Source organism: Streptomyces sp. NBC_00846, from assembly GCF_045207325.1.
GTDB lineage: Bacteria > Actinomycetota > Actinomycetes > Streptomycetales > Streptomycetaceae > Streptomyces.
The window spans coordinates 5,946,412-5,971,566 of sequence record NZ_CP108846.1; the positions used below are offsets into that span (position 1 = coordinate 5,946,412).

25 protein-coding genes are annotated in these 25,155 nt (G+C 68.3%); 6 read left to right on the forward strand and 19 right to left on the reverse strand.

Going from position 1 to position 25,155, the window contains the following annotated elements; all coding sequences use genetic code 11:
- Window positions 1-210: 210 nt before the first annotated feature.
- The 6 genes from OG936_RS27330 to OG936_RS27355 all read left to right on the forward strand — a co-directional run bounded on the left by OG936_RS27330 (window position 211) and on the right by OG936_RS27355 (window position 9,014).
- Window positions 211-1,380 carry a cysteine desulfurase family protein gene (locus OG936_RS27330; protein ID WP_406498163.1) on the forward strand — a complete coding sequence of 390 codons (1,170 nt, stop codon included), beginning with the start codon at window positions 211-213 and terminating at the stop codon, window positions 1,378-1,380.
- Between the two features lie 56 nt (window positions 1,381-1,436).
- On the forward strand, window positions 1,437-2,540 hold the full coding sequence (locus OG936_RS27335) for a DUF4007 family protein (protein ID WP_406498165.1): 1,104 nt from the start codon (window positions 1,437-1,439) through the stop codon (window positions 2,538-2,540).
- A complete protein-coding gene (locus OG936_RS27340; protein WP_406498167.1) occupies window positions 2,537-6,100 on the forward strand; it encodes an ATP-binding protein in 3,564 nt (1,187 codons plus the stop codon). Before OG936_RS27335 ends, OG936_RS27340 begins: the two co-directional genes overlap by 4 nt.
- Window positions 6,101-6,102: 2 nt before the next feature.
- On the forward strand, window positions 6,103-6,939 hold the full coding sequence (locus OG936_RS27345) for a phosphoadenosine phosphosulfate reductase family protein (RefSeq protein ID WP_406498169.1): 837 nt from the start codon (window positions 6,103-6,105) through the stop codon (window positions 6,937-6,939).
- 147 nt (window positions 6,940-7,086) lie between these two features.
- Window positions 7,087-7,689 (forward strand): hypothetical protein, encoded by a 603-nt coding sequence (locus OG936_RS27350; protein WP_406498171.1) that lies wholly within the window; start codon window positions 7,087-7,089, stop codon window positions 7,687-7,689.
- A 32-nt stretch (window positions 7,690-7,721) separates the two neighbouring features.
- Window positions 7,722-9,014: a DNA sulfur modification protein DndB gene (locus tag OG936_RS27355; protein WP_406498173.1), complete on the forward strand. Its 1,293-nt coding sequence runs from the start codon at window positions 7,722-7,724 to the stop codon at window positions 9,012-9,014.
- A gap of 282 nt (window positions 9,015-9,296) precedes the next feature.
- Here the strand turns inward: OG936_RS27355 and OG936_RS27360 are convergent, their stop codons facing one another.
- The 19 genes from OG936_RS27360 to OG936_RS27450 form a co-directional block, all read right to left on the reverse strand.
- A complete protein-coding gene (locus OG936_RS27360; protein WP_406498175.1) occupies window positions 9,297-10,685 on the reverse strand; it encodes a DUF317 domain-containing protein in 1,389 nt (462 codons plus the stop codon).
- Between the two features lie 66 nt (window positions 10,686-10,751).
- A complete protein-coding gene (locus OG936_RS27365; RefSeq protein ID WP_406498177.1) occupies window positions 10,752-11,870 on the reverse strand; it encodes a DnaB-like helicase N-terminal domain-containing protein in 1,119 nt (372 codons plus the stop codon).
- Window positions 11,870-13,141 (reverse strand): DNA cytosine methyltransferase, encoded by a 1,272-nt coding sequence (locus OG936_RS27370; RefSeq protein ID WP_406498178.1) that lies wholly within the window; start codon window positions 13,139-13,141, stop codon window positions 11,870-11,872. Before OG936_RS27370 ends, OG936_RS27365 begins: the two co-directional genes overlap by 1 nt.
- Window positions 13,138-13,662, reverse strand: coding sequence for a hypothetical protein (locus OG936_RS27375; protein WP_406498180.1), 525 nt, complete (start codon window positions 13,660-13,662; stop codon window positions 13,138-13,140). The genes OG936_RS27370 and OG936_RS27375 overlap by 4 nt, the downstream gene beginning before the upstream one ends.
- Entirely contained in the window at window positions 13,655-14,452 is a 798-nt protein-coding gene (gene trpA, locus OG936_RS27380; protein ID WP_406500632.1) for a tryptophan synthase subunit alpha, read from the reverse strand. Before trpA ends, OG936_RS27375 begins: the two co-directional genes overlap by 8 nt.
- 425 nt (window positions 14,453-14,877) lie before the next feature.
- The gene (locus tag OG936_RS27385; RefSeq protein WP_406498181.1) at window positions 14,878-16,665 is read right to left on the reverse strand and encodes a type IV secretory system conjugative DNA transfer family protein; all 1,788 of its coding nucleotides are present in this window, start codon (window positions 16,663-16,665) and stop codon (window positions 14,878-14,880) included.
- Between the two features lie 31 nt (window positions 16,666-16,696).
- Entirely contained in the window at window positions 16,697-17,263 is a 567-nt protein-coding gene (locus OG936_RS27390; RefSeq protein WP_406498183.1) for a DUF317 domain-containing protein, read from the reverse strand.
- A gap of 207 nt (window positions 17,264-17,470) precedes the next feature.
- A complete protein-coding gene (locus OG936_RS27395) occupies window positions 17,471-18,091 on the reverse strand; it encodes a hypothetical protein (RefSeq protein ID WP_406498184.1) in 621 nt (206 codons plus the stop codon).
- Complete coding sequence (locus tag OG936_RS27400) at window positions 18,063-18,887, reverse strand: DUF317 domain-containing protein (protein WP_406498186.1); 825 nt, start codon at window positions 18,885-18,887, stop codon at window positions 18,063-18,065. Before OG936_RS27400 ends, OG936_RS27395 begins: the two co-directional genes overlap by 29 nt.
- Entirely contained in the window at window positions 18,874-19,230 is a 357-nt protein-coding gene (locus OG936_RS27405) for a hypothetical protein (RefSeq protein ID WP_406498188.1), read from the reverse strand. Before OG936_RS27405 ends, OG936_RS27400 begins: the two co-directional genes overlap by 14 nt.
- Window positions 19,231-19,255: 25 nt before the next feature.
- Window positions 19,256-20,059 (reverse strand): DUF317 domain-containing protein, encoded by an 804-nt coding sequence (locus OG936_RS27410; protein WP_406498190.1) that lies wholly within the window; start codon window positions 20,057-20,059, stop codon window positions 19,256-19,258.
- The gene (locus tag OG936_RS27415; RefSeq protein WP_406498192.1) at window positions 20,056-20,439 is read right to left on the reverse strand and encodes a hypothetical protein; all 384 of its coding nucleotides are present in this window, start codon (window positions 20,437-20,439) and stop codon (window positions 20,056-20,058) included. Before OG936_RS27415 ends, OG936_RS27410 begins: the two co-directional genes overlap by 4 nt.
- Window positions 20,440-20,643: 204 nt before the next feature.
- Window positions 20,644-21,120: a hypothetical protein gene (locus OG936_RS27420; protein ID WP_406498194.1), complete on the reverse strand. Its 477-nt coding sequence runs from the start codon at window positions 21,118-21,120 to the stop codon at window positions 20,644-20,646.
- A 16-nt stretch (window positions 21,121-21,136) separates the two neighbouring features.
- The gene (locus OG936_RS27425; protein WP_406498196.1) at window positions 21,137-21,784 is read right to left on the reverse strand and encodes a hypothetical protein; all 648 of its coding nucleotides are present in this window, start codon (window positions 21,782-21,784) and stop codon (window positions 21,137-21,139) included.
- Complete coding sequence (locus tag OG936_RS27430; protein ID WP_406498197.1) at window positions 21,781-22,539, reverse strand: hypothetical protein; 759 nt, start codon at window positions 22,537-22,539, stop codon at window positions 21,781-21,783. The genes OG936_RS27425 and OG936_RS27430 overlap by 4 nt, the downstream gene beginning before the upstream one ends.
- Before the next feature lie 23 nt (window positions 22,540-22,562).
- Window positions 22,563-23,258, reverse strand: coding sequence for a hypothetical protein (locus OG936_RS27435; protein WP_406498199.1), 696 nt, complete (start codon window positions 23,256-23,258; stop codon window positions 22,563-22,565).
- Window positions 23,259-23,271: 13 nt separating this feature from the next.
- The gene (locus tag OG936_RS27440) at window positions 23,272-24,117 is read right to left on the reverse strand and encodes a relaxase/mobilization nuclease (protein ID WP_406498201.1); all 846 of its coding nucleotides are present in this window, start codon (window positions 24,115-24,117) and stop codon (window positions 23,272-23,274) included.
- A complete protein-coding gene (locus OG936_RS27445; protein WP_406498202.1) occupies window positions 24,114-24,539 on the reverse strand; it encodes a hypothetical protein in 426 nt (141 codons plus the stop codon). The genes OG936_RS27440 and OG936_RS27445 overlap by 4 nt, the downstream gene beginning before the upstream one ends.
- 99 nt (window positions 24,540-24,638) lie before the next feature.
- Window positions 24,639-25,136 (reverse strand): hypothetical protein, encoded by a 498-nt coding sequence (locus tag OG936_RS27450; RefSeq protein WP_406498204.1) that lies wholly within the window; start codon window positions 25,134-25,136, stop codon window positions 24,639-24,641.
- Window positions 25,137-25,155 lie beyond the last annotated feature (19 nt).

The window sequence follows — 25,155 nt, forward strand, 5'->3', positions numbered from 1 at the left end:
CAGTTCAGCTCTGCATGGCTCTTTAACATAGGGGAACAAATGTTCTAATCTGGCTGTTGAGAGGTCCCGGAGGGCTTCAAAGTTCATGCCGCCGCTCCGGTTCCGCCCTAGCTCCGGTTAGGATCTCCACGTACTACTGGTGAATGATCTCGCGGTGTAGGAGATTCGCCGCCAGTTGTCGAAGGAGACCGGAGCGAAACAGGGTGGAACGTGACACACCAGTCACATGATGTAGGTCTGGCCTACCTCGATTACAACGCCACGGCGCCGACTCGCCCTGAAGCGCTCGAAGCCACCTTGTCTGCGATGCGAACGGTTGGTAACGCTTCCAGCACACACCGTTCCGGGCGGGATGCTTCTAGTCGCGTCGATTTGGCGCGCCAACAGATCGCCGGCCTTCTGAATTGCTCTCACGGCGAGATCGTCTTCACCTCCGGCGCGACAGAGGCCAACAACCTTGCCCTTCGGGCGGCGTTCGCCGCTGGGGGCAAGCTCGTAACGGGCAGGGCCGAACACCCGGCTGTGCTTGAGACCGCCAAGGCGCTCACCGCTGAGAACTCCGGCTCTCTGATGCTGCTGCCTGTCGACGAAGACGGCCTGGTCGACATAGAGGCTTTTCATGCGGCTCTGGCGACGAACGAAGTCGCGATCGTGTCCCTGATGGCTGCCAACAATGAGACCGGTGTACTCACAGATCTCGCCCCCATCGTTGAGGCTGCTCACGAGCTGGGCGCGCTCGTCCACACAGACGCGACGCAGCTCGTTGGCCGCCTCCCGATCGATCTCGCCGAGACGGACGTGGACCTCCTCTCCCTCTCGGCGCATAAATTCGGTGGTCCGCAAGGAGTAGGCGCACTGTTTGTGCGCCGAGGCATCTCATTGCCCTACCGCCCATTGCTCTTCGGGGGCGGTCAGGAGCGGGGGTGGCGGGCAGGGACCCTGAACGTGGCAGGTATTGCAGGAGCAGGCGCCGCCGCCGAGGCGGCTCGGAAAGCACTGACTGCCGAGGCGTCGCACATCGCACAACTGCGCGATGCGCTGGAGGCATCGCTCGTTGAGCAGGCTGGCGACTGCCGGATCAACGGCGCGCTCAGCCAGCGACTGCCCGGAGTCACCAGCATTACCTTCCACGGGGCTCCGGCGGATGCGGTGCTTGCTGCAATGCCGGACGTGGCCGCGTCCGAGGGCAGTGCGTGCTCCTCCGGCGCACCTAGCCCTAGCCATGTGCTTCTGGCGATGGGGCGTAGCAGGGAAGAGGCCGACTCTACGGTCCGCTTCTCCCTTGGGTACGCCACGACCCCCCACGATATCGACCGGGCCGTTGCATCAGCGGTCCGAGCCGTCCGGCAGGTACGGACCGCTCTCGCGGTTCCGCTGTAGTACGCCCCTCGGCCTGAAGATCATCCACGCATTGACGGACACGGAGAAAGCCTCGCATGTCAGATAGCCGGCTCGCAGAAGCCGCCCATTCCTCCTTCGCGCGCCATGAGACGTTTGCGCCGCGGTTCGGGTGGCTTCATAAGGCGTACATGCAGGTCAAGGAGCGTCCGGATACATTCCTCGCGGACGACGCCCCCGTTCTCCTCGGGGTGGGCAAGAACATGGCCAACTCGATGCGCTACTGGTCGCGGGCCTTCAAGCTGACCCGCGAGTTCTACGGCGACGACGGCAACTCCCGAGCGATGTTCTCCTATCCCACGTGGGAGGCGCGGTGGCTGCTCGACGAGGACGGGGCTGACCCGTATCTCGAAGAGCATGGCAGTCTGTGGCTCCTGCACTGGTGGCTGCTGTGCTCGCGGCCCGGAGCCAAGAGCTGGGCGCCGTCCTGGTACGTCGCCTTCCAGCTCGCTCCGTTCGCCCGCTTCACGGCATCGGATCTCACCCAATTGATCGTGCGGCACGTGAACCTGTCCTACACCGAAGCGCCGGTCGGGGCCTCGATCGCCAAGGACGTTGACTGCATCACTAAAATGTATGTTCCCGCGAAACGTGCAAAGGGCGGTGCTCCCGGCGCGTTCGAGGACCTGCTGGCGTGTCCGTTCCGTGAGCTGGGCCTCATGGAGGCAGTGGACCACCCCGCGTCGGGGCGCTCGGAGTGGGAATTCACGACCGGCTCACGCATCTCTCTGCCGGATCGGGTAGTGGCATACGCGTGCCTTGACTACGCCGCCCGTACGACCCGTGGTGCTGGCTCGATTTCCCTTGCCCGGCTGGCCAACGAGCACGGTGCTCCTGGGCGGGCCTTCCGTGTGCGGGAGCCGGACGTCGCCGCAGCCCTGGAAAGAGTCGCTGCTACCACCCCGGGGCTGCAGGTAGTCGAGGCTGTTGGCCAGCGCAGTCTGGCTTTCACTTCCGATCCCTTCGAGCTGGCCTGGGACGTCCTGGACGCTCAGTACGACAACGTCCGTAAGCGTCCGGACTTCCCCACGCGGGAGGAATGGGCACTCGCCTACCCCAAACTCGCCGAAGCTGAAGCGCGCGAATTCAAGCTTCAGGATGCCGTAGAGCAGCAGCTCACCCTGATCGAGGAGACCCAGTGACCACCGAGACCATGCGGCCCAGCGCCGCCCGCAAAGCCTCCGGTGGACCTCAGTTTCCTGCTGGCGTTGAGCTGATCGGCTCCCGTATGCGCTCCACCAATGTGGAGCGCGACGTGCTGGACGAACTGCACTCTCCCTACATCGGCGCGCGAGCCGTCGACGTGTTCGACCGCGTAGCCAATGCTCTCGGTGACCAGCGTCGCCCTCGTTCGTGGTCGTTTACTGGCCCTTACGGCTCTGGCAAGTCCACCCTGGCCAACCTCATCGACGCGATTCTTGGGCACGACAAGAGTCGCCGCATTGAGGCCGAGGCCGTGCTGGCAGAGGTCAGCCCTGGCCTAACTGCGCGCCTTACTGCCTCCCGTGACCAGATGGCGCCGACGGGCTTCCTGGGCGCAGTCGCGATGGCCCACCGCGAGCCCCTCGTCACCACCCTGTCCCGAGCTCTGCATACAGCGGCTCGGCGCCGCTGGCCGAACAGGACGCCCAAGGCGGTCTCCACCGCGCTGGCACGTTGCGCCGACCCTTCTACTGCCGAGCCCGAAGACGTCGTCGCCGCCGTCACCGCGCTGTGCGCACAGCAGCCCCTGCTGCTGATCATTGATGAGTTCGGCAAAACCCTTGAACACCTCGCCGGACACAGTGAGTTCTCCAGCGCCAAGGCGGATCTGTTCCTGCTGCAGGACCTCGCAGAGAAGAGCGCCGGGGACCGTGGCCTGCCGCTCTTCATGATGACGTTGCAGCACCTCTCATTCATGGACTACGCCGCTCAATCCAGCGAGCTTCAGACCCGCGAATGGGCAAAGATCCAAGGGCGCTTCGAAGACATCACCTTTGCTCCCCACTTGGGCGACGCAGTCCAGCTGATGCGCCGTCGGCTTGACCAGTCAGCCGTGACAGGGCCCGGTCGCAAGCTGATCCAGACCCATGCCGAGGCAGCTGCCCAGGCTTGGCATCATCACGGCCTCAACGACGTCGTGGACCTCAAGACGCAGGACTTCGCAGACCTATACCCGCTGCATCCGCTGACCGCGGTAGCGGCCCCGTTCCTCGCGGCGCAGATCGGCCAGCACGATCGGAGCCTGTCTGGGTTCCTCAACAACGACGAGCCTCATACAGTCCGCCGCTCGCTCGCGTCCTTCTCCACTGCCAAGCCGCGCCGGGCCACGACCATCCAGCTTCCCCAGCTGTACGACTTCTTCCTCGACTCCGGCCGGACCTCGCTTCTCGCGTCGAGCAACGCCAGTCGCTGGATTGAGATCGAATCCCGCGTCACCGAAGCCAACGGCCTGTCCGCTGCCGAACAGAACCTGCTGCGCACGGTCGGCATGCTCAATCTGATCGACTCCGATGGCGCGCTGCGAGCAACCGCAGCAATGATCCATTTCGCACTGCACGAACCAGCCGACGGCTCCAGCCCTGAGACTTTCGCCGCTCTGGAGGAGCAGCTCAACGGCCTCGTGGACCGCGGCTTCCTGGTGTATCGCGCCTTCAACGGCGAGTACCGAGTCTGGCGCGGTAGTAACTTCGACATCGATACACGCCTCAAGGAGACACTCGGCCATCTCGATGAAGCAGCCGTCCTCCAACGACTCGGCGACTACCTCCCGCTGGCTGTCGCAGCTGGCCGACACAGCCAGATCACGGGCATGCTCCGCGCCCTCTTCGTCAAAATCACCGGCGCGCAGACAAAGTCGGTCGAAGGCCCTGACGAGCTCAACGATCAGGCCGACGGTCTGCTCGTCTTCCACCTCGGCACCATCCAGGACCGGCCTCTCGTCGATTCGTCGTTGCCCGTCGTACTTGGCGTAACGGAGGAACCCGACCTCGTCCTGCGCGCCGCATTCCATCTCGTGGCGCTGGAAGAACTGCAGCGCGACAAGTCCCTGGACCCTGTGGCTCAGCGAGAGATCTCCGAGCGCACGTCGGCGGCCAAGCGTGACCTGCTTGAGCTGCTCAGCGCGGCGTTCTTCCCCCTAACGCAGCGGGCCACTTGGCGCCTCTGGCGATCAGGTATCACCGCAGACGCCGGCGACGGCGAGGTGATTGAGAGCCGCAGTCTCAGCGGCCTCGCGTCCATTGCCTGCGACCGGGTCTTCCCCGCAACCCCGCACATCCGCAACGAGATGCTCGGCCGCCACGAGCTGACCAGCCAGGGCGCCAAATCACGCCGCGAGCTGCTGACCGCCATGCTGACCAAGTCCGGCGAACGGCACCTGGGCATCGACAAGTACCCGGCCGAACGTGCCATGTACAGCGGGGCCCTGGAGTACATGGGCCTACACCGAGCGAACAGCGTCGAAGCGGACGACTCCGCAACCTCTCTGCTGCCCTACGGCTTCTCACGGCCGGGCCCCTCACACCCTCACGCGCTGGCGGTCTGGGACGCCCTGGAAGCAGCACTCTCGGATGCCCACAAGCGCACCGACCTCGACAAGATCCACCGCGCCATCATGGTGCCGCCTTACGGCGTCAAGGCCGGCGTAGTGCCGCTCCTCGTAGTCACAGCGCTCATTCTGCGCAGCCAGGACGTCGCTCTTTTCGAAGAAGGCTCCTACCTGCCCCGCCTGACGGCCGACGTGGTCGAGCGGATGGTCAAAGCCCCAGGGCGTTTCTCCGTGAAGGCGACGCCCCTCGGCGACGGCCTGCGACAGAGCGTCGTAAAGAAGCTCTCCTTGGCGCTCGACGTCGAGCCGCCCCGTTCACAGGCGCTGCGTAACCCGGCCCTCCTCGCTGTCACCCGCGCTCTGATCGAGCGGGTCATGGTGCTGACGCCGTATGCCCGCCGCACGCAACGGATCAGCAAGGATGCCGTTGCAGTTCGCTCAGCGTTGTTCACCGCGCAAGACCCCGACGAGCTTCTCTTCCACGCACTCCCGCAGGCACTCGGACTGGACCCGATCAGCCCGGAGGCTCGTAAGAGCACCAACAGCAACAAGGGCTACGCTGAGCGACTCGGTGCCGCAGTCGAGGAGATCTCTGGCGCCGAGCGGGCCCTGCGCGCCGAGGTCGTCGAAACCATCAGCCGGGAGTTCCGACTGCCCTCCTCGGTGCCAGAAATGCGACGAGCGCTCGCGGCCCGCCTCCAGGGGTTCGCCAACGTTTCCCTCAGCCTGGAGCTGCGCGGGTTCGTCGCCATAGCGCTGAACGAGGGTCTGTCGGATTCAGACTGGCTCGACCCGATGATCGTGCGGCTGTCTCACTCCGCACTCGGAGACTGGACCGACAAGGACGTTTCCCTCTTCGCTTTGCGTGTTAAGGAAATGGCTGCCGCTCTCGACCGGGTCAGCCACCTGTACAAGAACGGCGAGCCGTCCGGCCGAGCCGACGAAGATCTCGAAGCCCGCCTGCTCACCTTGACCGACAAGGACGGCGCCGAGCAGCGCACGCTGATCTACCTGCCCGAACAATCCCGGCAGGAGGCCGAAAGCCTCGCTGTCAGTGTCGTAGTGCAGGCTGAGAAGATGCTCGGCCCCGACGGCGCCCGCATCCTGCTGGCCGCCCTCGCACAGCGAGTGTCTGAGCCCGTTACCCCTACTGCAGTTGAGAGGACGGAGTGACCATGACCGACGCAACCGCCCCAGCGAAGAAGGTCCGGCACGTCCTGGGCCTGTCCGGCGGGAAGGATTCTTCCGCCCTCGCCATCTATATGCGTGACCGCGTGCCGGAGATGGAATACTTCTTCTGTGATACGGGCGCAGAACTGCCGGAAACCTACGAGTACCTCAACAAGCTTGAGGCCGCCGTGGGGAAGCCGATCACCAGGCTGAACACCGACCGAGACTTCGACCACTGGCTCGAGGTCTACCAGGGCACCCTGCCGAGCCCCCAGATGCGCTGGTGCACCAAAAACCTGAAAATCAAGCCACTTGAAGAGTGGGTCGGCGACGATGAGGTCATCTCCTATGTGGCTATCCGCGCTGACGAAAACCGGCTTGGCTACGTAAGCACTAAGCCGAACATCACTGCGGTTTTCCCCTTCCGTGAAGATGGCATCGACCGTGAGGGTGTCGGCCGCATCCTCGATGAGGCCGGCACCGGTCTGCCGGGTTACTACGAGTGGCGCACCCGATCAGGCTGCTACTTCTGCTTCTTCCAGCGCAAGCACGAATGGGTCGGACTCAAGGACCGCCATCCCGAACTCTTCGACAAGGCCGTGGCCTACGAGGAGAAGATCCGGCACCAGGACACTGCCATGCAGGGGCGCGACTACACCTGGTCTCAGGGGGAATCCCTGCACCAGCTGATAGAACGCCGGGACGAGATCGAGGCCAAGCACGAGGCGAACCTGGAACGGGCGGCCAAGCGGATCAAGCCCAACAGGCCGCTTCTGGAGGTCCTTTCGGACGCGCTCGACGCTGACGATGACGAGGCTGGCTGTTCAGTCTGCCACCTCTGAGTGATCAGCTCACTCGAAAAAGAGCCCGATTGGTGACGTACCGTCACCAATCGGGCTCTTTTTCGTCTCATCGCACTCGCTGTCAGTGCTGCGTGTAAGGATGTGTGGACTCATCACACACCGTCACCCAGCCGGAGCGCATCAGGAATGGCGACACCAGAAACCGTTGCGCGTGCGGTCATCCGGCACCGCCTGGACGCCAGTCCTGCTCTGGAGATACAGCTCGGTATCACCCCGATGCTGGATGTGCCTGCGCACCACCTTCTGCAGGACGACCTGAAGCGCTACGCCTCGCCGTGGGAGAGACTCACCGCGGTTGAGAGCATCACCGGTTCGATCCCTGACGAGCCCGGTCTCTACATGTTCGTCTGGCGACCGGCGATCAGGCTTGCCATGGCGGATCTGACCGAGGGCGGCTTCCATCAAGTGCTCTACATCGGCCATGCGGGCGGAGCCGGGGAACTCGGCAACACTCTCAGAAACAGGTTCAAGGACTACAGGAAGCACCTGCGCGGAAATCCCGAGGACCTCTGGACCAGGGAACCGCCGACTACCCGGGCAGGCCGGCTGACTCACTACCTGGCCTTGCACCCACTTGAGTTCTGGTTCGCCACCGTCGACGAGCGATCGGTGATCAAAAACCTGGAAGACCGCCTGATTCACCTGTACAACCCGCCAATCAACATCCAAGGCGGTCCCAAGTTGCGCGCTCGGCTCAGCAGCATTCAAAAACCGGCGCTCCGCTCCTAGCTTGAACCCGCTTCCTGATATCGAGGTACCTCATGCCGTCCAAGACATTCGTTCCCGCCTTCGAGGCCAAGGTGGGAAACTGGACTTACTACTCCTGCCTTATGAGCTACGCCCAGGTAGCCCGCGAAATTAACTTTGCGCACGAACTCGGGGGGAACCGCGATCTTGGCACCATGATTCAGCGTGGTGTCGGAACCCGCACGGAGAAGATCACCGACTACCTTCTCACCAACGAGAACCGCTTCCTCGGAGCCATCATCATTGCGGTGTGGGGTGGCGATCCCAACTACCTTTCGGTAGAGATGGACTCTGAAAACCAAGCCGTCCTCCAGGGGCTTGACCGCAACTTCGGCGTCCTCACCTTCGACGGCACCCAGCAGTTCTTCGCCCTTGACGGACAGCATCGGCTCAAAGCAATCAAGGACGCGATCAAGCAAAACCCGGAGCTGGGTAGCGAGGACATCAACGTCATCGTCGTACCACACTTCGACACCCCGGACGGACGGCGGCGAACCCGACGGCTCTTCACCAACATCAACCGGAACGCCAAGAGCACCAACTCTCAGGAAAACATCGCCCTCGACGAGGACGACAGCTTCGCTATCCTTACTCGCCGGCTGCTTGACGATGACCCGTTCCTGAGCCGCGAGAAGACCGTTCTCGTGTTCAGCAAGGTGGGTCAAGATGGCGAACTAGTCCTCGCGCAGCGCTCCATCACTGCGACGAGTCCCGCGTGGAGCACCATCGGCGTGCTGTACGACATCACCAAGGAGATCGGTTACGACCTCCCTTGTACCGGCGAGCAGTCGACGCAGCGGGTCACCGACGAACTGCTCGACCAGAGCTTCGAGATCCTCACGACCCGCATTCTGGAACTACTTGACGCTTGCGGGAACCTGCGGCAGCGCTACCTCGCTTCTGTGTCACCTAAGGACCTTCGTGCCCCGAAGGGCCGAGACGGTGCCGGACATCCGTTCATGCGCCCTGCCATCCAGGTCCAGGTGGCTCGGGCCATGCGGCACGTTCTGGAACAGGGGGCCTTGACGTGGCCCGAAGTCATGAAGCGACTGGCGGCGCTTGACTGGAAGATGACCTCAGCGCCGTTCTCCTCCATGTGGATCGAGACGCCCGAGGGTACGAAGACGAAGGGGAAGATGGCCAGCGGGAACACTCAGCTTCTTTATGATCTTCTTCTTGTTCACCTTGCGCCGCGCTCCAAGGCTCAGATCAGCAGGGCGCTGCGCTCCTATTCCGACGTGATGAAGAGCAAGTACCCCGTGCCAGCCGAGGAGCTGTTCGAGCTGCTCCCTGTCGACGCTGACTGACGAAAGCCGGGGTGTACGGAGGAGGTCTGCGAGAAGCATTGGGGGCGCGGGCGCAGGCAGTCCTCGCTGGTCACTGTGCACAGCTCCGACCCGCGTGTTGTACCGCCTTGCGGGCTCGGTCAGCGGGATTACCGTCTTGGTGATCGCCGGGTACTCCGTAGCGATCTTCGTATCGATGCAGATCGCCGAGCCCGCCCAACCGTAAACATGAACCACCCTTCGCGCTATAGGAGTTACCCCAGTCCGCTGCGGGGGCCCAGCCTTCAATGGCACCCGTTCAACCTACGGTGTCACAGGAAACCGGCGCTCAGCGTGTGAGGCTGGCGGTGAGGGCAGCCTTGGCCGCTGGGATGGTTGGCGGTGTGGTCCCGAGGCTGGCTTTGTGCCTGTGTGCATCCGGCTGGATTTGGCGACTGCCGGTTCCATTGGCGAGGTTCTCGGAGAGGTTGGCCAGCAGCGAGCTGGGAGTGTCGGGGATGCGGTGAGGGTCCAGGTCGGGTGGTGGATGCTGGGGCCGGCCCAGACGGTCCAGGTCGCCAGAGTGCTGTTCGTGTTCTGGGCGGCGAAGGTATCGAACTGGACCCCGGCGTCCTCAGCAGGGGATGTCCAGCGGATCCATCGCCCGTCCACGGTGTGCTTCCATCCGGCCTCGGAGAGGGGCTGCGTGGCCGCGGTGACCATCTTCTCGTCCACCGGGGCGCCGATGGCCGTGTCCCAGCCGTCGCCGTCGGCGAGGTGGTCCAGCAGCTCCTGCAGCACCGGGGCGGGGGTGGCACCGGTCGCGGTGAGGACCCACATACGGTCGGAGACAGGGGTCTCGTAGGCGGCCACGGTCCACGCGGTCTCGTGGGCCGGGGTTTCATGGACGCGCTCGATGCGCAGGGTCTGGGACTCGTGGATGGCGTGGGTTGTCTCGTCCGACCAGGTCCGCCACTTCTCCCAATCGCCGTGTGCATCCAGGAAGGCGTCGAGCAGGGCGTCGTGGTCGCCGGCATCGGCCAGATAGGCCGGAACGGTCTCCGACTCCGGGCCGGACAATTCGGGCTTGGCTGCGGTGAGTTCGAAGGTGGCGCGGGCTTCGGCGGCGGCGCGTTCGTTGTCGGTCAGGGGCGCCGCGCCGGGGCGCATGTCGGCGGCGTGGACCTTTTCGAAGGCGAGCAGGGCCTGCGCGGGTGAGTCGAAGGTGTCGGCGACCTGGCGCAGGTGGTCTTCGCCGTGGAGGTAGACGGACTTGCCGTTGCGGCCGAGGTAGGTCCCGACCGCGACGGTGGTGTGGCCGTCGCGGGCGTGGGCGTGGATGAGGAGCTGGCCGTGGCGGATGTCGTCATGAATCTTCTGGGCCTCGTTGGAGACCTCGCGGATTTCGCTGCGGGTGCACCAGTGCATCGGGTAGTTGGCCCAGGTCCATTCCTCGTCCATAGCCTCCCGGAGTCGAGGGGTGATCTCGACGGTTATGCCTTCGGCGGACAGATGTTCGGCTGCGTCCTGGGCCCAGTAGGGCTCCTCATGGTCGATGCGGACCAGGACGTTCTCGGCGCTGACGGTCCAGCCGGCTGCCTCCAGACCCATGAGAGCGATGCGGGCCTGGGTGCCGGTGAGGACGGCGGTCACGGCGCTGGGGTGAGTGGGGTGGGTGTCGAGGCGGACGTGGGCGTCGATGGGGGGAGTCACGTTGGGGTGTTCCACTCTTCTGCCGGTGGCGGACCTTCTGGGCCGGCCACCGGCGTATGCAGGGTGCTATCGGGTTGCTCGCGCAGCGCGGGCGGTGTGCGCGGCCGTGGTGGTCGGAGGGCCAGCGCGGGTGGTAGGCGCCGGGCGCGGTCGCTGCGGCGGGACCGTTCCGGTGGCGTGCTGCCAGCGGGTGCGAACGGCGCCGATGTCGGCGAGGGATCGGCGGGCGCCGACGACGAGTTGGAACGGGGTGTTCGCTGGGTCGCCGGCGTACGCCTCGATGCGGCGGCCGGTGTGGTCGGCGGTGGCCAGGAGGGAACGCTGCAGGGCGCGCTCGCCCCAGTGCTCTACGGAACCAGCCGGTTCGGCCAGCAGGCGGAGCACATCGCGCGGTTCGCTTCCGTCGTCCAGCAGACCGCGTTGCTGGGCCTCCCACAGGACGGTGACGGGGTCGATGGGCTCGCGGCGGCGGGTGAGGGTGGTCAGGCACTGCCACAGGCCGGCGTGTAGCGGCAGGGTGAGGTCATCGGGGAGCAGCCACCGGATGGAGTGGATGTCGGCGGGGTGGGCGGTGGCGGTCGCGAGCAGCAACTGTTCCTCCTCGATCGCCTCGGTGTGGTCGGGCGCGATGGCTGGCGGCGGTGCCGGGGTGCGGGGCAGGACGCCGGCGCGCGGAGGGAAGCGGCTCGCGATGTCGTCCACGACCGCGGCGAGTACGTCGGCCTCGGCGAGCACCGTCTGGACGGGGTGCGGGAGGGAGGCATCGTGGACGGTCTGGACGAGGCGTTCGGCGGCCGTCAGCAGACGGCGGCGGGCGTGTTCGGCCTCGACCATCCGTGCGTAGGCCGGTGCGTGGCGGGGCCAGGGGCAGACCTGGACGAGGGTGTGCAGGTACGAGGCGGTCAGTCCGCGCGCCTGCCCACGTCCCGTGGCGAGCACGCGGTCGAGCCATTTGGTGTTCTTCGCGTGCTCGGCGGGGTCGGGCGGCGGCAGGGTGCTGATTGCGGCGAACAGGGCGGCGTGCGCGGCAGTTGAGAAGGAGTCGTCGGCGATGCCGGTCACGTCGCCGAGACGGTGGGGATCGAGGAGGAGGGCACCGAGGAGGGCCTGCTCGACGTGGAACACCGGCTGCGGCGGTGCAATGGCGTCAAGGTCGTCTTCGTCGGGTTCGGGGGCGTGGGGCATCAGGCGGCGAGAGTGAAGTCGTCGGGGTCGAGGGTGACGCCGAGGTGTGGGGCGAGAAGGTGGCCGGCGAGCAGCGGGGGTACGGCGTTGCCGATCTGCGAGAACTGCTGGCCCTTGTTGCCGGCCCAGGGGTAGTCGGCGGGGAAGGTCTGCAGGAGGCCGGCCTCGCGGGCGGTGATCCGGATCGGCTCCGGCGCTGCCAGTGCATCCTTGGAATCCGTCTGTGCGGGGGCCGGTTCGGCGACCCAGGTGCACTCGTTCGCGCGGTGCCCGAAGAACAGGGTGCCCGCCGGCTCCTGGATGGACCGGATGGTGGCGTTGGCCTGGTTGTTGCTGCGCAGGGACCATGACCAGCGGTGGGCCTCGGCGGTGAACGTCGGCGCCGGAGCGTTGGTAGCACGGTTCTCACGGGTTCCGTGCCGGGAGGCCCATCCAGCTCCTTCCCGGCGGGATTGCAGGACCACTCCGTCCGGCCGGGGCATCCAGGTGCCGCGCTCTCGGGCGTCGGACAGCGTTTTGCGGGAGCCCGAAGGGAACGGTTCGGGCCCGCCGCCGGGTCCGCCGCCGGCGCAGACGGTGGGGACGGGCCGGTCGGTCGCGCCCCATCCCAGGGCCTCGGCCATGCTCACCCAGCGGGCACGGCCCGGGCCGAACAGCGAGTCAGGCTCGTCGACCTGGGCGTGGGTCGGTGCGGGAGGCCGTGCCGTACGGACCCGGGAAGCCAGGAGGATCGCCCGCCGTCGCGTCTGCGGAACACCGAAGTCGGCGGCGTTGATGATTCCGTACCAGACCGAGAACCCCCAGGACCGCAGGACGGCTGCGTACTGCTTCCACAACGGCAAAACGTCTGGCACTTCCTCCATGGCGACCCAGTCGGGCTCGCCGACCGAGTTCAGGGCGTGGAGGTAGCGCATGGGCTCGGCCGCGAGGAGAGAGCGCTCGTCCTGGCAGGCGGCAAGCAGCCGCTCGCGGGTGTCGCGACCGGCGGCCAAGTCCTCGACCGCGGTGTGCACGAGCGGCTGGTCCACTAGGCCGAGGCGTTTACCGGCCATGCTCCACGCCTGGCACGGAGGGGAGGCGATCAGCCCGCGGGTACGACCGAGGAAGGGCCACGTCGGATACATCGCCACGTCGGTCCGTACCGTCAACTGCCCGGCGACAGAACGGGTCCTGCAGGCCCACTCGTCCCATTCCAGACCGATGTCGCGGACGCCGAGGACGCCCAGTGCCCTGCTCCAGCCGCCCGGCCCCGCGAAGAGATCGAGTATCACGTGGCCAGCCCAAGGTCGTCCTGCGCCAGCGCGTCGGTACCCCTGTGGCACACCCGGGGCGAGCAGCACATGCGGGTATCCGGGAAAGCCACCTGGTCGCGGTATATGCGGCGGTAGAGGGTGGGGATGCGGTCGAGGAGGTCGGTGGCCGACTCGATGAACTGCTGGGGTGAGGGGCCGATTAGTACGACCGGTCCTGACGAGACATCGTCTCGGCGGAGCTGGTTCTCCAGGGCGCGGGCGAGAGCGGCGGTCAGTTCGGCGCCCGCGTCTTGGGCGGCCTTGGTGATCTGCGCGACTCGGTCGAGGATTTGAAGATCAGCCGATGCGGTCTGCGGCGTGAGCTGTGCGAGGTCGCGGAACAGCTGCAGGGCGGTTCCTGCGAGGGCTTGGGCCTCGGCGATCCGCTCAGTCAGAGCGTGCGCGTGGTTGGTGGCGTTGGTGCGTAGGGCCGTGTGCAGGGTCAGCGCGTCGGCGGTGATCCGGTCGAGGGTCTCGACCGGCGTGGGACGATCAGGCACGGTCCTCCGTGGGGGTGGTCGGGCGCAGGGCCTGGGCGAACTCGGCGGCCAGGACGGGGGCTTGGTCGGGGGCGGTGGCCAGGGCGCGAACGATGGGGGTGCCGATGACGACGGCGTCCACCAGCGGGGCGACGCGCGCTGCGAGGGCGGGGGTGGAGATCCCCACCCCGGAGACCACGGGCAGCGGGCTCGCGGCGCGCAGACGGTGGGTGAAGCCGGAGAGGGCCGGGATGTCCAGCGGGCCCTGGTAGCCGGTGGGAGCGCTGCTGGCGGGCGCGTAGAGCCACCCCGATGCCCCGGTCACCACGTGGGCGAGGTCCGTGTCGGTGGTGTGACGCGGGACGAGGCGTGGGGTGCGAAGGCCCGTGCTCTGCGCGGCGGCCTGCCAGCGGGCCGCCTGGTGGGTGGGCAGGTCGACGACCATCACTCCGGTCGCGCCGGCCTCGGCGAACAGGCGTGCCAGGTGTTCGGGACCGTGGCGGCTGACGGGTTCCCAGTAGGTCATGACGACGGTCGGCCGGAGGTCGGCGGCATGTTCGACCGCGCGGAGGGTGCGGTCGAGGACGCTGCCGCGCATCAGGGCGCGGCAGTACGCGCTCTGGATGACGGGGCCGTCGAGGACGGCGGTGTGGTGTGCCAGCCCGATCTCGAACAGTGCGCACCCGGCGCGGGCGAGTGCCTCGAGGTGACGGCGTTCCGCGGCTGCCGTGTGCATGCCTGCGGGGACGAACGCGGCTAGTGAGCATGCGGGTTGGGTGAGAAGAGTGTGGAGGGCGTCGTGGGTGGTCAGGGTGGTGCCTTTCTCGGCGGTAGTCCTGTCGCCGGGATCAGCGGTGGCGTACGGCCGGTGGGGGGTTGAGTCTGCGGGGAGGCCGAAGAGGTGAGCGCGCAGTGCTTGGGGGAAGACCGTGCTGGTTCCGCCTCGCGAGCGGTGGTTGACTCGCCTGCCGCCTGCCGCCTGCCGCCTGCCGCCTGCCGCCTGCCGCCTGCCGCCTGCCGCCTGCCGGCGAACGCTGAAGCTGACGATCGTCGAGGTGACGGGCAGTCGGCCGACCGACAAATGGACACGGCGCGCAGTGTGCCGGTCTCGTCGGCGGCTCCGACGGCGAAGATCTGTCCGGCGGGCGGCGGGCGGCGGGTGGTGGCGGTGCCAGGTGCGCACGAAGTCCTTGGCCTCACGTGAGCGGACCGGTACCAGGTGCAGCCGGACGTCGCTCACACGGCCTTCCCGAAGTCGGACTGTGTCAGCGCGTGCTTCGCCACGGCGCGGGCGGTGATCGCCTTCGACGCGCGGGCGGACGCCGCGGACAACTCCTCTGCTCCGGGCTCCAGGTACCACGGACGCAGGTCGAGCATGGCGGCCCTCATGCCGGTGGCGAAGCAGAGCGCGGTGCCCTTGGGGAGGGCGCGGATCGCGTCGGCGGGCAGGATCCGCTCCTGCCGCATGCTGACCGACGTCGATTTGCCGGACTCCGAGTGCGAGGTGGACGTGGTCTCCACGTCGTGGTCGCCGATCAAACGGCTCAACTTGTCTGCGAAATCGGGATCGTCGATGCCGCTGCCGATGACCTTTACCGTCGAGGCAGACCACATGGCATCCATGCCGGCGTCCCCCCAAACCTTTTGGCCCTGGCGGTAGGACTGCAAAATGGTGATGGGGATGATCCCGCGACTTCCGAGGTGCGAGTACAAATCCGGGAGGTCTGAAATCTTGCACACGTTGGCGGCCTCGTCGAGTATCGCGAGCATCGGCGGGTCAAGGCGTCCGCCTGCGCGTTCGGCCTGCGCGGTTGCTGCACGCATCACGGAGTCCGCGCAGGCGGCGATCAACGCCGAAGCTCCGCCTCCGCCGTCCTTGCTGAGCAGGAAAAGCGTGTCAGTGGAGGTGACGAATTGCTCCGGTCGAAATTCCCGGACACCTTTCTGCGGTGTTACCCAGGCGGCTATTTCCGCATTCAGGAGCGCGGAGGCGTACTGCCGGGCTGTTTCGTAGATTCCATCGCGCGTTTCCGGAGGCCCCTCGACGGTTCCTTTTAGCTGAGCGGCGACGGCGGCGAAATCATGGTCGCGGAGAATATCGAGCGGAGTGCGGTCGGCCGGGAAGGCGAGCCACTGCATGATGTCGGTGATCGGTCGCTGGTCGAGCGCCGCGGCCAGCAGCAACTGGGACAGGATGTTGCTGCCGGCCTTCGACCAGAAGTCGCCCTGTTGGGAGGCGTCCACTGAGGCTGCGAGGAAGTGCCCGGCGAGCCGGTTCGCTCCGTCCAGGGTGGTTGCGCTGGCGAGGGGGTTCCACCACATCTCGCGTGCGGCGTGGGCGATCTGCTGCGGGTCCATGGTCCACACCGCCCCCGCCTTGGCCCGGGCCTCGTAAGCAGTGGTGAAGGCGTCTCCGGCGGCCTTGTTCGATGTGAGCAGGACCGGGCCGGGCGCGCTGAGTATGGAGGGGATGGCGAGCGAGGTGGTCTTGCCGGACCGGGGCGCCATGATCGCGACGGCGACGTCCTCGAACCCCATCCGTACCTCGTGGCGGCTGCCCTGCAGGTTGCCGAGGAGGATGCCAGTGTCCTTCGCGTCGATGCGCTTGGCGTCCTTCAGGCTCGGCCTCAAGGAACGGGCTTTGTCGGTGATCGCCTTGGTCATCAGCGGTTCGATGTCCCGGGCCTTGGCCATGTCGGTGATCTTCTTCCGACCACCGCTTCGGTTCTTGTGCCGGGCCCACAGGGTGCCCGCGCCCACACCGAGGGCCAGGAGCAGGACAACGGGGACGATGCGGGTACCGATCAGGAGGGACGTTTCTCCTGCGTCGGGCCAGACCTGCTCGGGGTGGAGCAGGGCGTTGGTCGGCTGGTAGGGGGCCCAGGCGGCGCCGGTGAGGTAGGCGGTGATGTTGCCGGACAGCCAGGCGAGGTGGGACAGGGGGAGGACGACGGCGAGCACGCCGAGGAGGAGGCGCAGAACGAGGTCGTACCCGTCGGTGTTGTTGTTGGAGGAGGAGGGCAAGGGGTACGTGCTTCCGGGCGGGGACGGGGTTTCAGCGGCAGCGGCCGTTCTTGACCGGCGGTTGTCGCGAGGGGACCGGACTCGTCGGAGGGGCCGTGACCCGGGCGGCGAGGGAGTGGACGCGTTCTTCCAACGCGCCGGCGACGTGTACGGCGAGCACGTCCGTGGTCCTACGGCTGACGACGCTCGGGTCGCGGGTCGGGAGACTGCGCAAGCTGCCGGTGCGCGCCACGGGCCTCGGATCGGCGAGCGCAGCGGTGAACGCGGCGACCAGGCGGGCGGGAGTGTGCGCGCCGAAGCGGGCCTGCCACACCGGCCGGTCCGGGGCGATCGTGGCGGTGACGAACCAGGCGCCCGGTTCTTCCGCGCTGCCCAGCCGCTGGAGGTACGCGGTGCCGTCGGGCGACGCGAGGCCGTTGTCCGCGGAGGCGGGCGTCCAGCCGATCTGTTGGAGCGGCTCGAACGGATCGGAGGGTGCGTCCGCCGACGGGGCCGGGTCGGTGAGGTCATCGGTGGCGGCGGCTATGAGTTCGGCAGGTGTGCGGGCGCCGAAGCTCGCGTACCAGGCGGGTCTGTCCGGCTCCGCAGCGTGGTTCAAGTCCACCACTGTCCGCCGGGGTCGGGCTCCAGGCGCGGGAGGGCCTTCTGGTCGGGGCTGGAGAGAAGGACGCGAGGCATCAGGGGATCGTGGCCATAGCTCCAGCCGCAGGCGCGGTGGAGGGGAACGGTGATCCAGGCGGGGTCGCCGCCGCCGGCGAGGTGGCGCGGGGTGATGAAGTCGACCTCGACGGTCTCGGGGGCACGCTCACTTCCGTACTGGGGTTCGCCGGCCGGGTGCGGGGGCCGTGGTCGGCGGTGGGGCCAGGGGCGAGGGGGTGTTCCGGGCGGCGGAGTTGATCTCGCGGAGGGCCTGGCCGTGGGAGGCCCAGTCGTCGAGGTAGCTCCACGATTCGGCGTGATGCTCGGCGAGTGCGTCATCGAACGCCGGGGTCCCGGGCTGGGCGTTGGCGGGGAGGCTGTCGTGAGTTTCCAGCCACTGCTCGTGCAGCTCGTCGAGCTGGTCGAGAGCGGCCTGCAGGACGCCCAGCTGGTAGACCCATCGGTTTTGCACCGCGGCGGTGGGGAGGTTTCCGAGCTGCACGTCGGCCGTGGCCAGCAGGTGGCGGGCGCCGGATCGGATGTTCTCGAATGCTTCGGCGGTGTCGGCGTCGCGCTGGCTGGCGCGCATTCCGTAGGCGTGGTCGTCGTAGGGCCAGCCGTCGAGGTCGGTGTGTTCGTCGGAGTAGGCGTCCCAGGCGTCGAGGATCTTCTTGCTGTCGCTCAGGTAGCGGTCGAGGTGACGGAGGAACTTACGGTGTGCGGTGTGATCGGCGGAGATGGTGAGGGTCCTGTCGGGATCAGCGGCGAACGGCCGGGCGGACGGCACGGGCCTTGGCCGGGGTGACTGCAGGCTGGGCCCGTTGCTGGCGGCGGGCGGCGCGGGTCTGCGCGCGGATGGCGTCGAGCCGGGTGCTGTGGGCTGCGACGACATCCTCGGGTGTGAGCGGGCTCCGGCTCTGCACAGCGCTGTAGTGGGCGGTCCGGTCGTACATGGCGCGCTGGAGCGGGGAGGGGTCCGCGAGTGCGGCGGCGAAGGCGCCAACGAGGTGTTCGGGGATGGCCTCGTCTACGAAGGCGTTCCAGATCCGGGGGCCCATCGGCGTGCCGTATCCCGGCTCGCAGGTCTCGACGCGCCAGGACGATCTCCATACGCCTTCGTCCGTTGGCCGATGTACGTGGCACATTCCGTCGGGGGAGTGGACCGTGGTCGCTGATTCGAGGACCCATCCTGCCGACTCCAGAACCTGGAACGGGTCGACGTGCTCCGTGGGCGTCGGGGCGATGAGAGCGTCGGTGAGACGGCCCAGGATCTCGACGGGTACGAGTTCGCCGAACTCGGCGTACCAGCCCCGCTCATTGGCGGTGGGTTCGGCCTCCAGCCGCCACCATGCGGAGGTGGCGGACTGCGGGTCGAACTGCATGCTGTAGCGGCCATCCGGGCTGCGCAGCACGATCTCGGGGCTGAGCGGGTCGGACGTGCAGGTCCATCCGGCGGCGGCGAGGCCGTGGGTGACGTGGCGGGCGTCCCCGGGGCCGGCCAGGTGACGCGGACTGGTGTCGAACGGAAGTTGGGTGGCGTGCTTGTGCGCGAAGGCGGCGAGCTGCCGCTCACTCACCGGCACAGCTGCACCCCTGCTCGCTGGCGTACGCCGCGGTCAGGGTGCGCAGGTCGTCGACGATGTAGTGGAGGGTGTGCTGGTCGGACTGCTCCCAGGCGGCGGTCCGCAGCTCTGCGACCAGGAGGGCGGTCTCGGCGGCGCGCGGGGTGTCGGGGTGGTTCTGTACCGCGCGGGCCAGGGCGCGCAGGACGTCGGCGACCTGGACCGGGATGCCGGTGTACTCGTCAAGGAGCGGCTCGACGAGGGCGAGGGCCTCCACGGGGTCGGGGTTCTCGCGCAGGTAGTCGGTGAGGTCCGACAGCGTTTCGGTCAGTGTGCGGATGGTGTCCGGGGTGAGTGCGGGCATCGGGCTCCTTGGAACGGGGCGGCGGTCAGCGGCGGGTCCGGGCGCCGCCGGCCGGGGTGTAGGGACGGGCGCTGGTGCGCGGCCGGGCGCTTCGGGCACTGTTGCGGGCCCAGGTGGCGGCGCGGGCGGCCGTGATCCGGGCCTGCTGCCACGCACTGAGCTCGGAGGGCTTGACGGAAACCGACCAGGTACGGATCTGCGCGCTGTGCGGAACGCGTCCGCGCGGGCGCATCACGGGATCGGGGCTGGCGAGTTCAGTCGAGAAGGCTTGCACCAGGTGCATCGGCGTGTTCGGCGTGAAGTTGGCCGTCCAGCCGTTACCCTGCTTGTCCTTCGCTCCGGTCCACCACATTGCCGAGCCGTCGGCGCCCTGGTGGTACTGCATCCACGTGGTGCCGTCGGGGCTGGTTGCCATGTAGTGCTCGCCCTCGAAACGCGTGTGCCAGTTCTGCTCCTGCAACGGCGCCCAGACGTTGGGGGCGTGGGCGGAGCGGGGGCGGGTGAGGGCGTCGGTCAGACCGGCGATGATCTCCACCGGGGTCTGCCGGCCCAGGTGCGCTGACCACTCGCCGTTAGGGCTGTCCGCTCTGCCGTGGATGGTCCACCTGCCGGGAAGGACGTAGGGGTCGTAGGCGACACGGACGGTGCGGTCCGGGCTCTCCATGAACAAAGGGCCGCCCGATTTGGACTTGTCCCGCCATCCCGAGGCGCGCAGGAACTCCGAGACGTGCCGGACGTCGCCGCCGCCGGCCAGGGCACGGGGCTGGACGAGGTAGTGCTGCTCGGCCTGCTCGCCCGGCCCCCAGCCCTGCCACTGCTTCTTCTTCACCGGCGCCGCCGGACGACGAGCGGTGCGGGTGCCGGAGACTTCGCCGCAGTGGTGGCGGGCTGGCTGCCGACGTGCTTCAGGATGTCTTGGTGTTCGTCCAGGTCGAGGCTGATGTCGTGCAGTTCGTTCGAGGCGCGGCCCAGAGCGAGCCACACCTCCGGCGGGAGGGCGCCTCGCTCTGCCTGGTCTTTGGCGAACACGCTGCCGGTGGTGACGAGGTGGGTGACGCCGCCGAGGACTCCGGCATCCGGGTCCAGAACGCGGGCGATGACCTGCGCGGCCTGGGGCGGGGGAAGCTGCGAGAGGTGGTCGGCGAGCTGGCCGAGCTGGCGGGTGATTTCGTCGGCCAGTCGCACCGAGTAGGGGGCGGGGTGGGACATGCTCCTCCGGGTCGGTGGACGGTCAGTGGTGGTGGCGGCGGCCGACGCGCTGCGTCTCGGCGAGGACCGCCTCCGGGTGGGCGCCAGCCAGCGGGGAGACGCGGTCGGGGCCGGTCGGGATGCAGGCGCGCAGGTAGCGGCGGAACAGGGCTGTCGCGAGTCGGGGTTTGAGCCGGTTGCTGATCGGTGGGGGTGTGCGGGCTGCTACGGGTTTCTCCGGGGATCGAGCGGTGCGGTGGGCGGCCCCGGCGTGGTGCCGGGGCCGCCCGGGCGCTTACGGGGTGCGGCGGGCCGGTGCGGGGCGCGAGGGGGAGCTGGCCGATGCCGGATGCTGCGCGGCAGGGCGGCCGCACGGGCGCGGAGGTCGTGCACGGCCTGCCGGTAGGCGGCTTCGTCGAAGACGTCGGGCGTGCAGTTGACCTCGTACCCGGCCAGGAGCAGGGCGGGGATGGAGCGGGTCGCCAGGCGCTTCTGCTCGTCGGCATCGAGGTGTTCGGGCACGGTGTGCCAGATGTAGAGCGGCCCGCCCGTGGGGTATTCGTGGCGTTCCAGGCCGAGCTGTTCCAGCAGGTCGTGGAGCTTGGCGGGGGCACCGGTTGGGGTGTCGGCGTGGATGGTGGTGGTCAGGGCCTTGATGTAGGTCTCGACGTCCGTGCCGTATTCGTCGGCCAGGTTGGCCATGTATTTCTCTCCGGGTTCAACGGCGGCGGGATACCGAGGACTGGGCTCGGCTCGGCGGCGGTGCAGTGGCCGGCCGCTGCGTAGAGCGTGCGGCGTGGTTGCGGGCGCGGAGGATGACGCGGGCGGCCTCGCTCATGGAGCTGACGCTGTCCCCGAGCCGTGCGATGGGCTCGGGTTCCTCGCCGGGTGCGGTCCCTTGGAGGTCACTGGCGGCGATCCAGGCACGGACGACCACTTCCCTGGTGAGGGAAAGCAGCCCGTGGACTGGGGCAGCGACCTCGGTCAGGACCTCGGCCACCTCATTGCTGGTCTCGGCGGCAGCGACCCGCTCGGCGAGCCGGGCGGGGTAGCGCAGGGCTGCATCACGTTCGCCGTCCGGCGTGGCCAGCATGTTCAGGGCGGGGTCGAGGTGGACGCTGTGACCGGCGGCGAGCAGGGCGTGCGAAGCGGTGGTCGCCTTCAGTCGCTGCTGCTCGACCGGCAGGCCGTGCGGAAGCCCGTGGTAGTCCCCGCGAGGCCCGGCAGCGGAGCGGAAGCCACCGGTCCGCTGGAGGATGTCCGCCACCTCCTCGGTGCCGCCGATGGCGACGACCAGGTCGGTGCGGGGGTCCTTGGTGATGGTGACGTACTCCAGCACCCAGAAGTCGGGCTCCGACTGCTTCACCGAGACCTGGTGGCCGGCGTACGGCTGCTGGCCGGTACCGGCGGCATGGAAGCTAGGGCGGAGGTAGGTGCGGTCCGGCCTGCGGGGTGCTGGAGGGCGGTGCCGATGCCGAGCGCGTCGAGTTGCGGGCCGATCTCGCGCAGGGCGCGGGCCTGGGCCTGGGTGTCGTCGCCGTTGATGCGGTAGATGCCGCTCTGCGGCTCCTGGGCGAAGCCGTGGGCCACGAGGACGGCGCTGGCACGGTCGTCGGCGGGGGCGGTGGCGACGCTGCCGTCCGGCTGCCAGGTCAGGACGACCCGGTCCGGCTGGGAGGGCTGGATGCCGCCCAGGGCGTTGTGCCGGACCTGGGCGAGCGCGCTGTCGTAGCGGGCGAGCAGGTCGCCAGCGACCTGCTCGGCGCTCAGGAACGGGTCGTCCGCCAGGGCGATGCCATTGGGCTCGGGGACGGCGCGGTACGCCTCGTCGGGCAGGGCGCGGGGGGCGACGGCGGCGATGAGGAATCCGTCGCGTTCGTCATGCCGGTTAAGGACGACGAGCTGGGCGCCGTCCGGGCGGCTCAGGACGGCGGCCTGCTGGGGCGGGTGCTCGGCGAGGGAAGCGGCGACCAGGTCCAGATCCCAGATGCGGTCGGCGAGTTCGGCGAGATCGTCCTTGGCGTCCGGCGGGAGGTGGGAGCTGGACCAGCTGTCGGGGAGTTCACCGGCGAGGACGTCGGAGTACGAGGCAAGGCGCTCGGAGGTGTCGTGGTCGTGCATGGTGTCCTTGGGCGAGGTGGGAGTCAGCGGCGCAGGCCGGCGGCCACCGGGGGCGGTGGAGCCGGGAGCGTGCGCGGCGGAGGCGGGCAGGCGCACACGGCGGAGCGCTCGCGTTCGGTGGCGGGGACCTCCCCGCTGCAGGTGCTGCGGCCGGGGTGCGGGGCGTGCCGGTCGGCGAGCGTGTTGCGGGTGTCGGCGAGGTCGGTGCGGATGACGCGAAGATGCTCGTCGGCGAGGTAGCGCAACCGCCGTGCGATGTAGGGGGCGGTCGCCTGGCCGAGCCCGTCGTGGAAGTCGGCGGTGGCGGTGAGGACTTCGTCCAGCGCGGCGAGGATGCCGTCGTGGGCGGCGGTCAGCTCGATCAGGGCGTCGGCCGCCTCTTCCGTGGTGGTGGCCTCGTGGATCCGCTCGGCGATATGGGCGACGGAGGAGCCCAGCGGCAGGTAACTGGCCGGACGGGAGCCGGTGTCGAGGTCCTCTTCGCAGTCGACGTGATACCCGGCGACCCGGAGGCGGGCGACGGCGTCGGTGGCGAGACGGGACTCGTCGTCCTCGGTGAGGCCGGTGGGGGCGCGGTGGTAGGTCTCGTGGACGCGGACGACGGCGATGATACCTGCGCGCTGCAGGACGCTGTGTGCCTCGGACTTCCCTCTGCGGGCGAGGAGTTCGTTGGAGTGCGGGTCGCGGCGGATGTCCAGGAAGCGGTCGGTACGGGGCAACGAGACGTTTCTCCTACGGCGATCGGTGGGCGGTGTGCCGGGCGGCGGGCGGCACCGTGGCGACCCGGGGCTGGACCAGGTGGGCTGCTGTGCTGTCCAGGTCCTGCTGGATGGCGTGGAGGCGGCGGGCGATCAGCTCCAGGCGGTGCGCCGTGTCGGAGCCGGCGGCGCCGGGCTGGCGGGCGATCCGGTGCGCTGTGTGCTCGACCAGTCCGCGGACCGTGGCCAGCGGACCGGCCTGCTCGTCGGCGAGCTGTGTAAGGACGCTCGCGAGCTGGGCCGATGCCGTGGGCGCCGGGCGGATGGCGGGTCGAGCCGTGGGGCCGGTGCGGACGGGGATCAGGTGGAGGTCCTGCTCGATGCGGCGCGCCTCGTCCGAGAGACGCCGCAGGATGTCCGCGGGCGGGGCGTGCCACGCGCCGTCGAGGTGGATCAGGTTGGCGATCACATCGATGCGTCCGGGCTGTGCCTGAACGGCAATCCACCGGCAGCCGTGCTCCTTGCCGGGAATCTCGATACCGGCGGCCCGCGCGAGCCGGTGGGCGACTTCGGCCCACTCGGGGCCGGTCAGCTCCCGGTCGTCCGGGTGAAGCCGGACGGCGAGGTGGAGGATCGCCCGCCGGTCATCATCCGGGCTGGCGGCGAACGGATGCTCCAGATAGGGGTCTTCGAGGTGCTCGGCCCACTGGAGGGATGTCCAGATCTTCTGCTCGTCGTCCAGGGTGAAGTAATCCAGGCCCGGCCAGTGGGCGACGACCGTGTACTCCGTCAGGCCCTCGTTCGGCGAGACCGGGCGCCCCAGCGCCTCGGCCAGCGAGTCGTGCGGAGCGTGGGTACGCTCATGGAGGCGGGGAATCACCGGCCGCCCCGGATGTCGGCGATGTGCACGAGCTGGTTGAGGGCGGTGGTGGTATACCAGCCGCAGTCGATCAGCTCGTTGCGGTCGGCGTACCGCGGCAGGAGTGCGTCCTCCATGGCTCGCAGGTAGATCAGGCAGTCGGGGCAGCGGCGCGAGAGGTGCACGAGGTAGCGGGGGTGGGCGGTGACGTAGGACTGGGCTCCGCCGGTCGCGTCACGCAGCCGCCATCCGTCCTCGTCGGTCGGGGTGTGCCAGGAAGGGGCGACGACGCGCATCGCGTCTCCCCACAGTTCCCCGCCTGCGGCCCCTTTGAGGACGACGACGGTGTCCCCGGCCTGGAAGTGCTGGTGCGTGATGTCCCGGTCGGGGGTGAGCGGGTCGGGTGTCGGCGCGAAGGCCGACGTGGGCAGGGGCTGGGACATGGGTTCCTTCCACGCGATCGGTGGCGGGGTGGGAGGAACAATGGTCCGGAGGAACGCCGGTTTGGCTAACCGGCGTTTCCCGGCTATGTTCCGCCGCGATCAGCGGAACGGGTTCTCCGTCCCGCGGTCCGCCTCGGTGGCTGCGTCGAGGAGTTCGAGCACGTCGGTGCCCTCTGCATCGCGCTGGTCGATCCACCATCCGGCGCGGGTGATGGCGCGGGCCTTTTCTTCCAGCTCCGCCCAGTCCGCCTCGTCCCAACTCCCCTCTACAACGAGCGCGGTGTGCGCCGCCGTCATCAGCTGGTGACGGGAACGCTCGCCCCAGTCCAGGGCCTTCTCCGGGCCTTCCAACTGCGGCATGTCGAACTGCTTCGCCCACGCGACGGCCGCCTCCTGCTCGGCGGCGCGCTTGGCCGCGAGCCACTCCTCCTTGGACTCGGTGTCGGCGTCGCGCGCCGCCTTCCAGCAGTCGGTGCAGTCCTTCGCCGCGAGCCAGCGGGCGAACCCGGCCCGCTGGTCGGCAGGGCGGTCGGACAGGTCATGAACCACCTGGTGGGAGCATGCGTGCTCCACTGTCCACTGCGTACGGACGGCCATAAATGGATCTCCTCAAAAG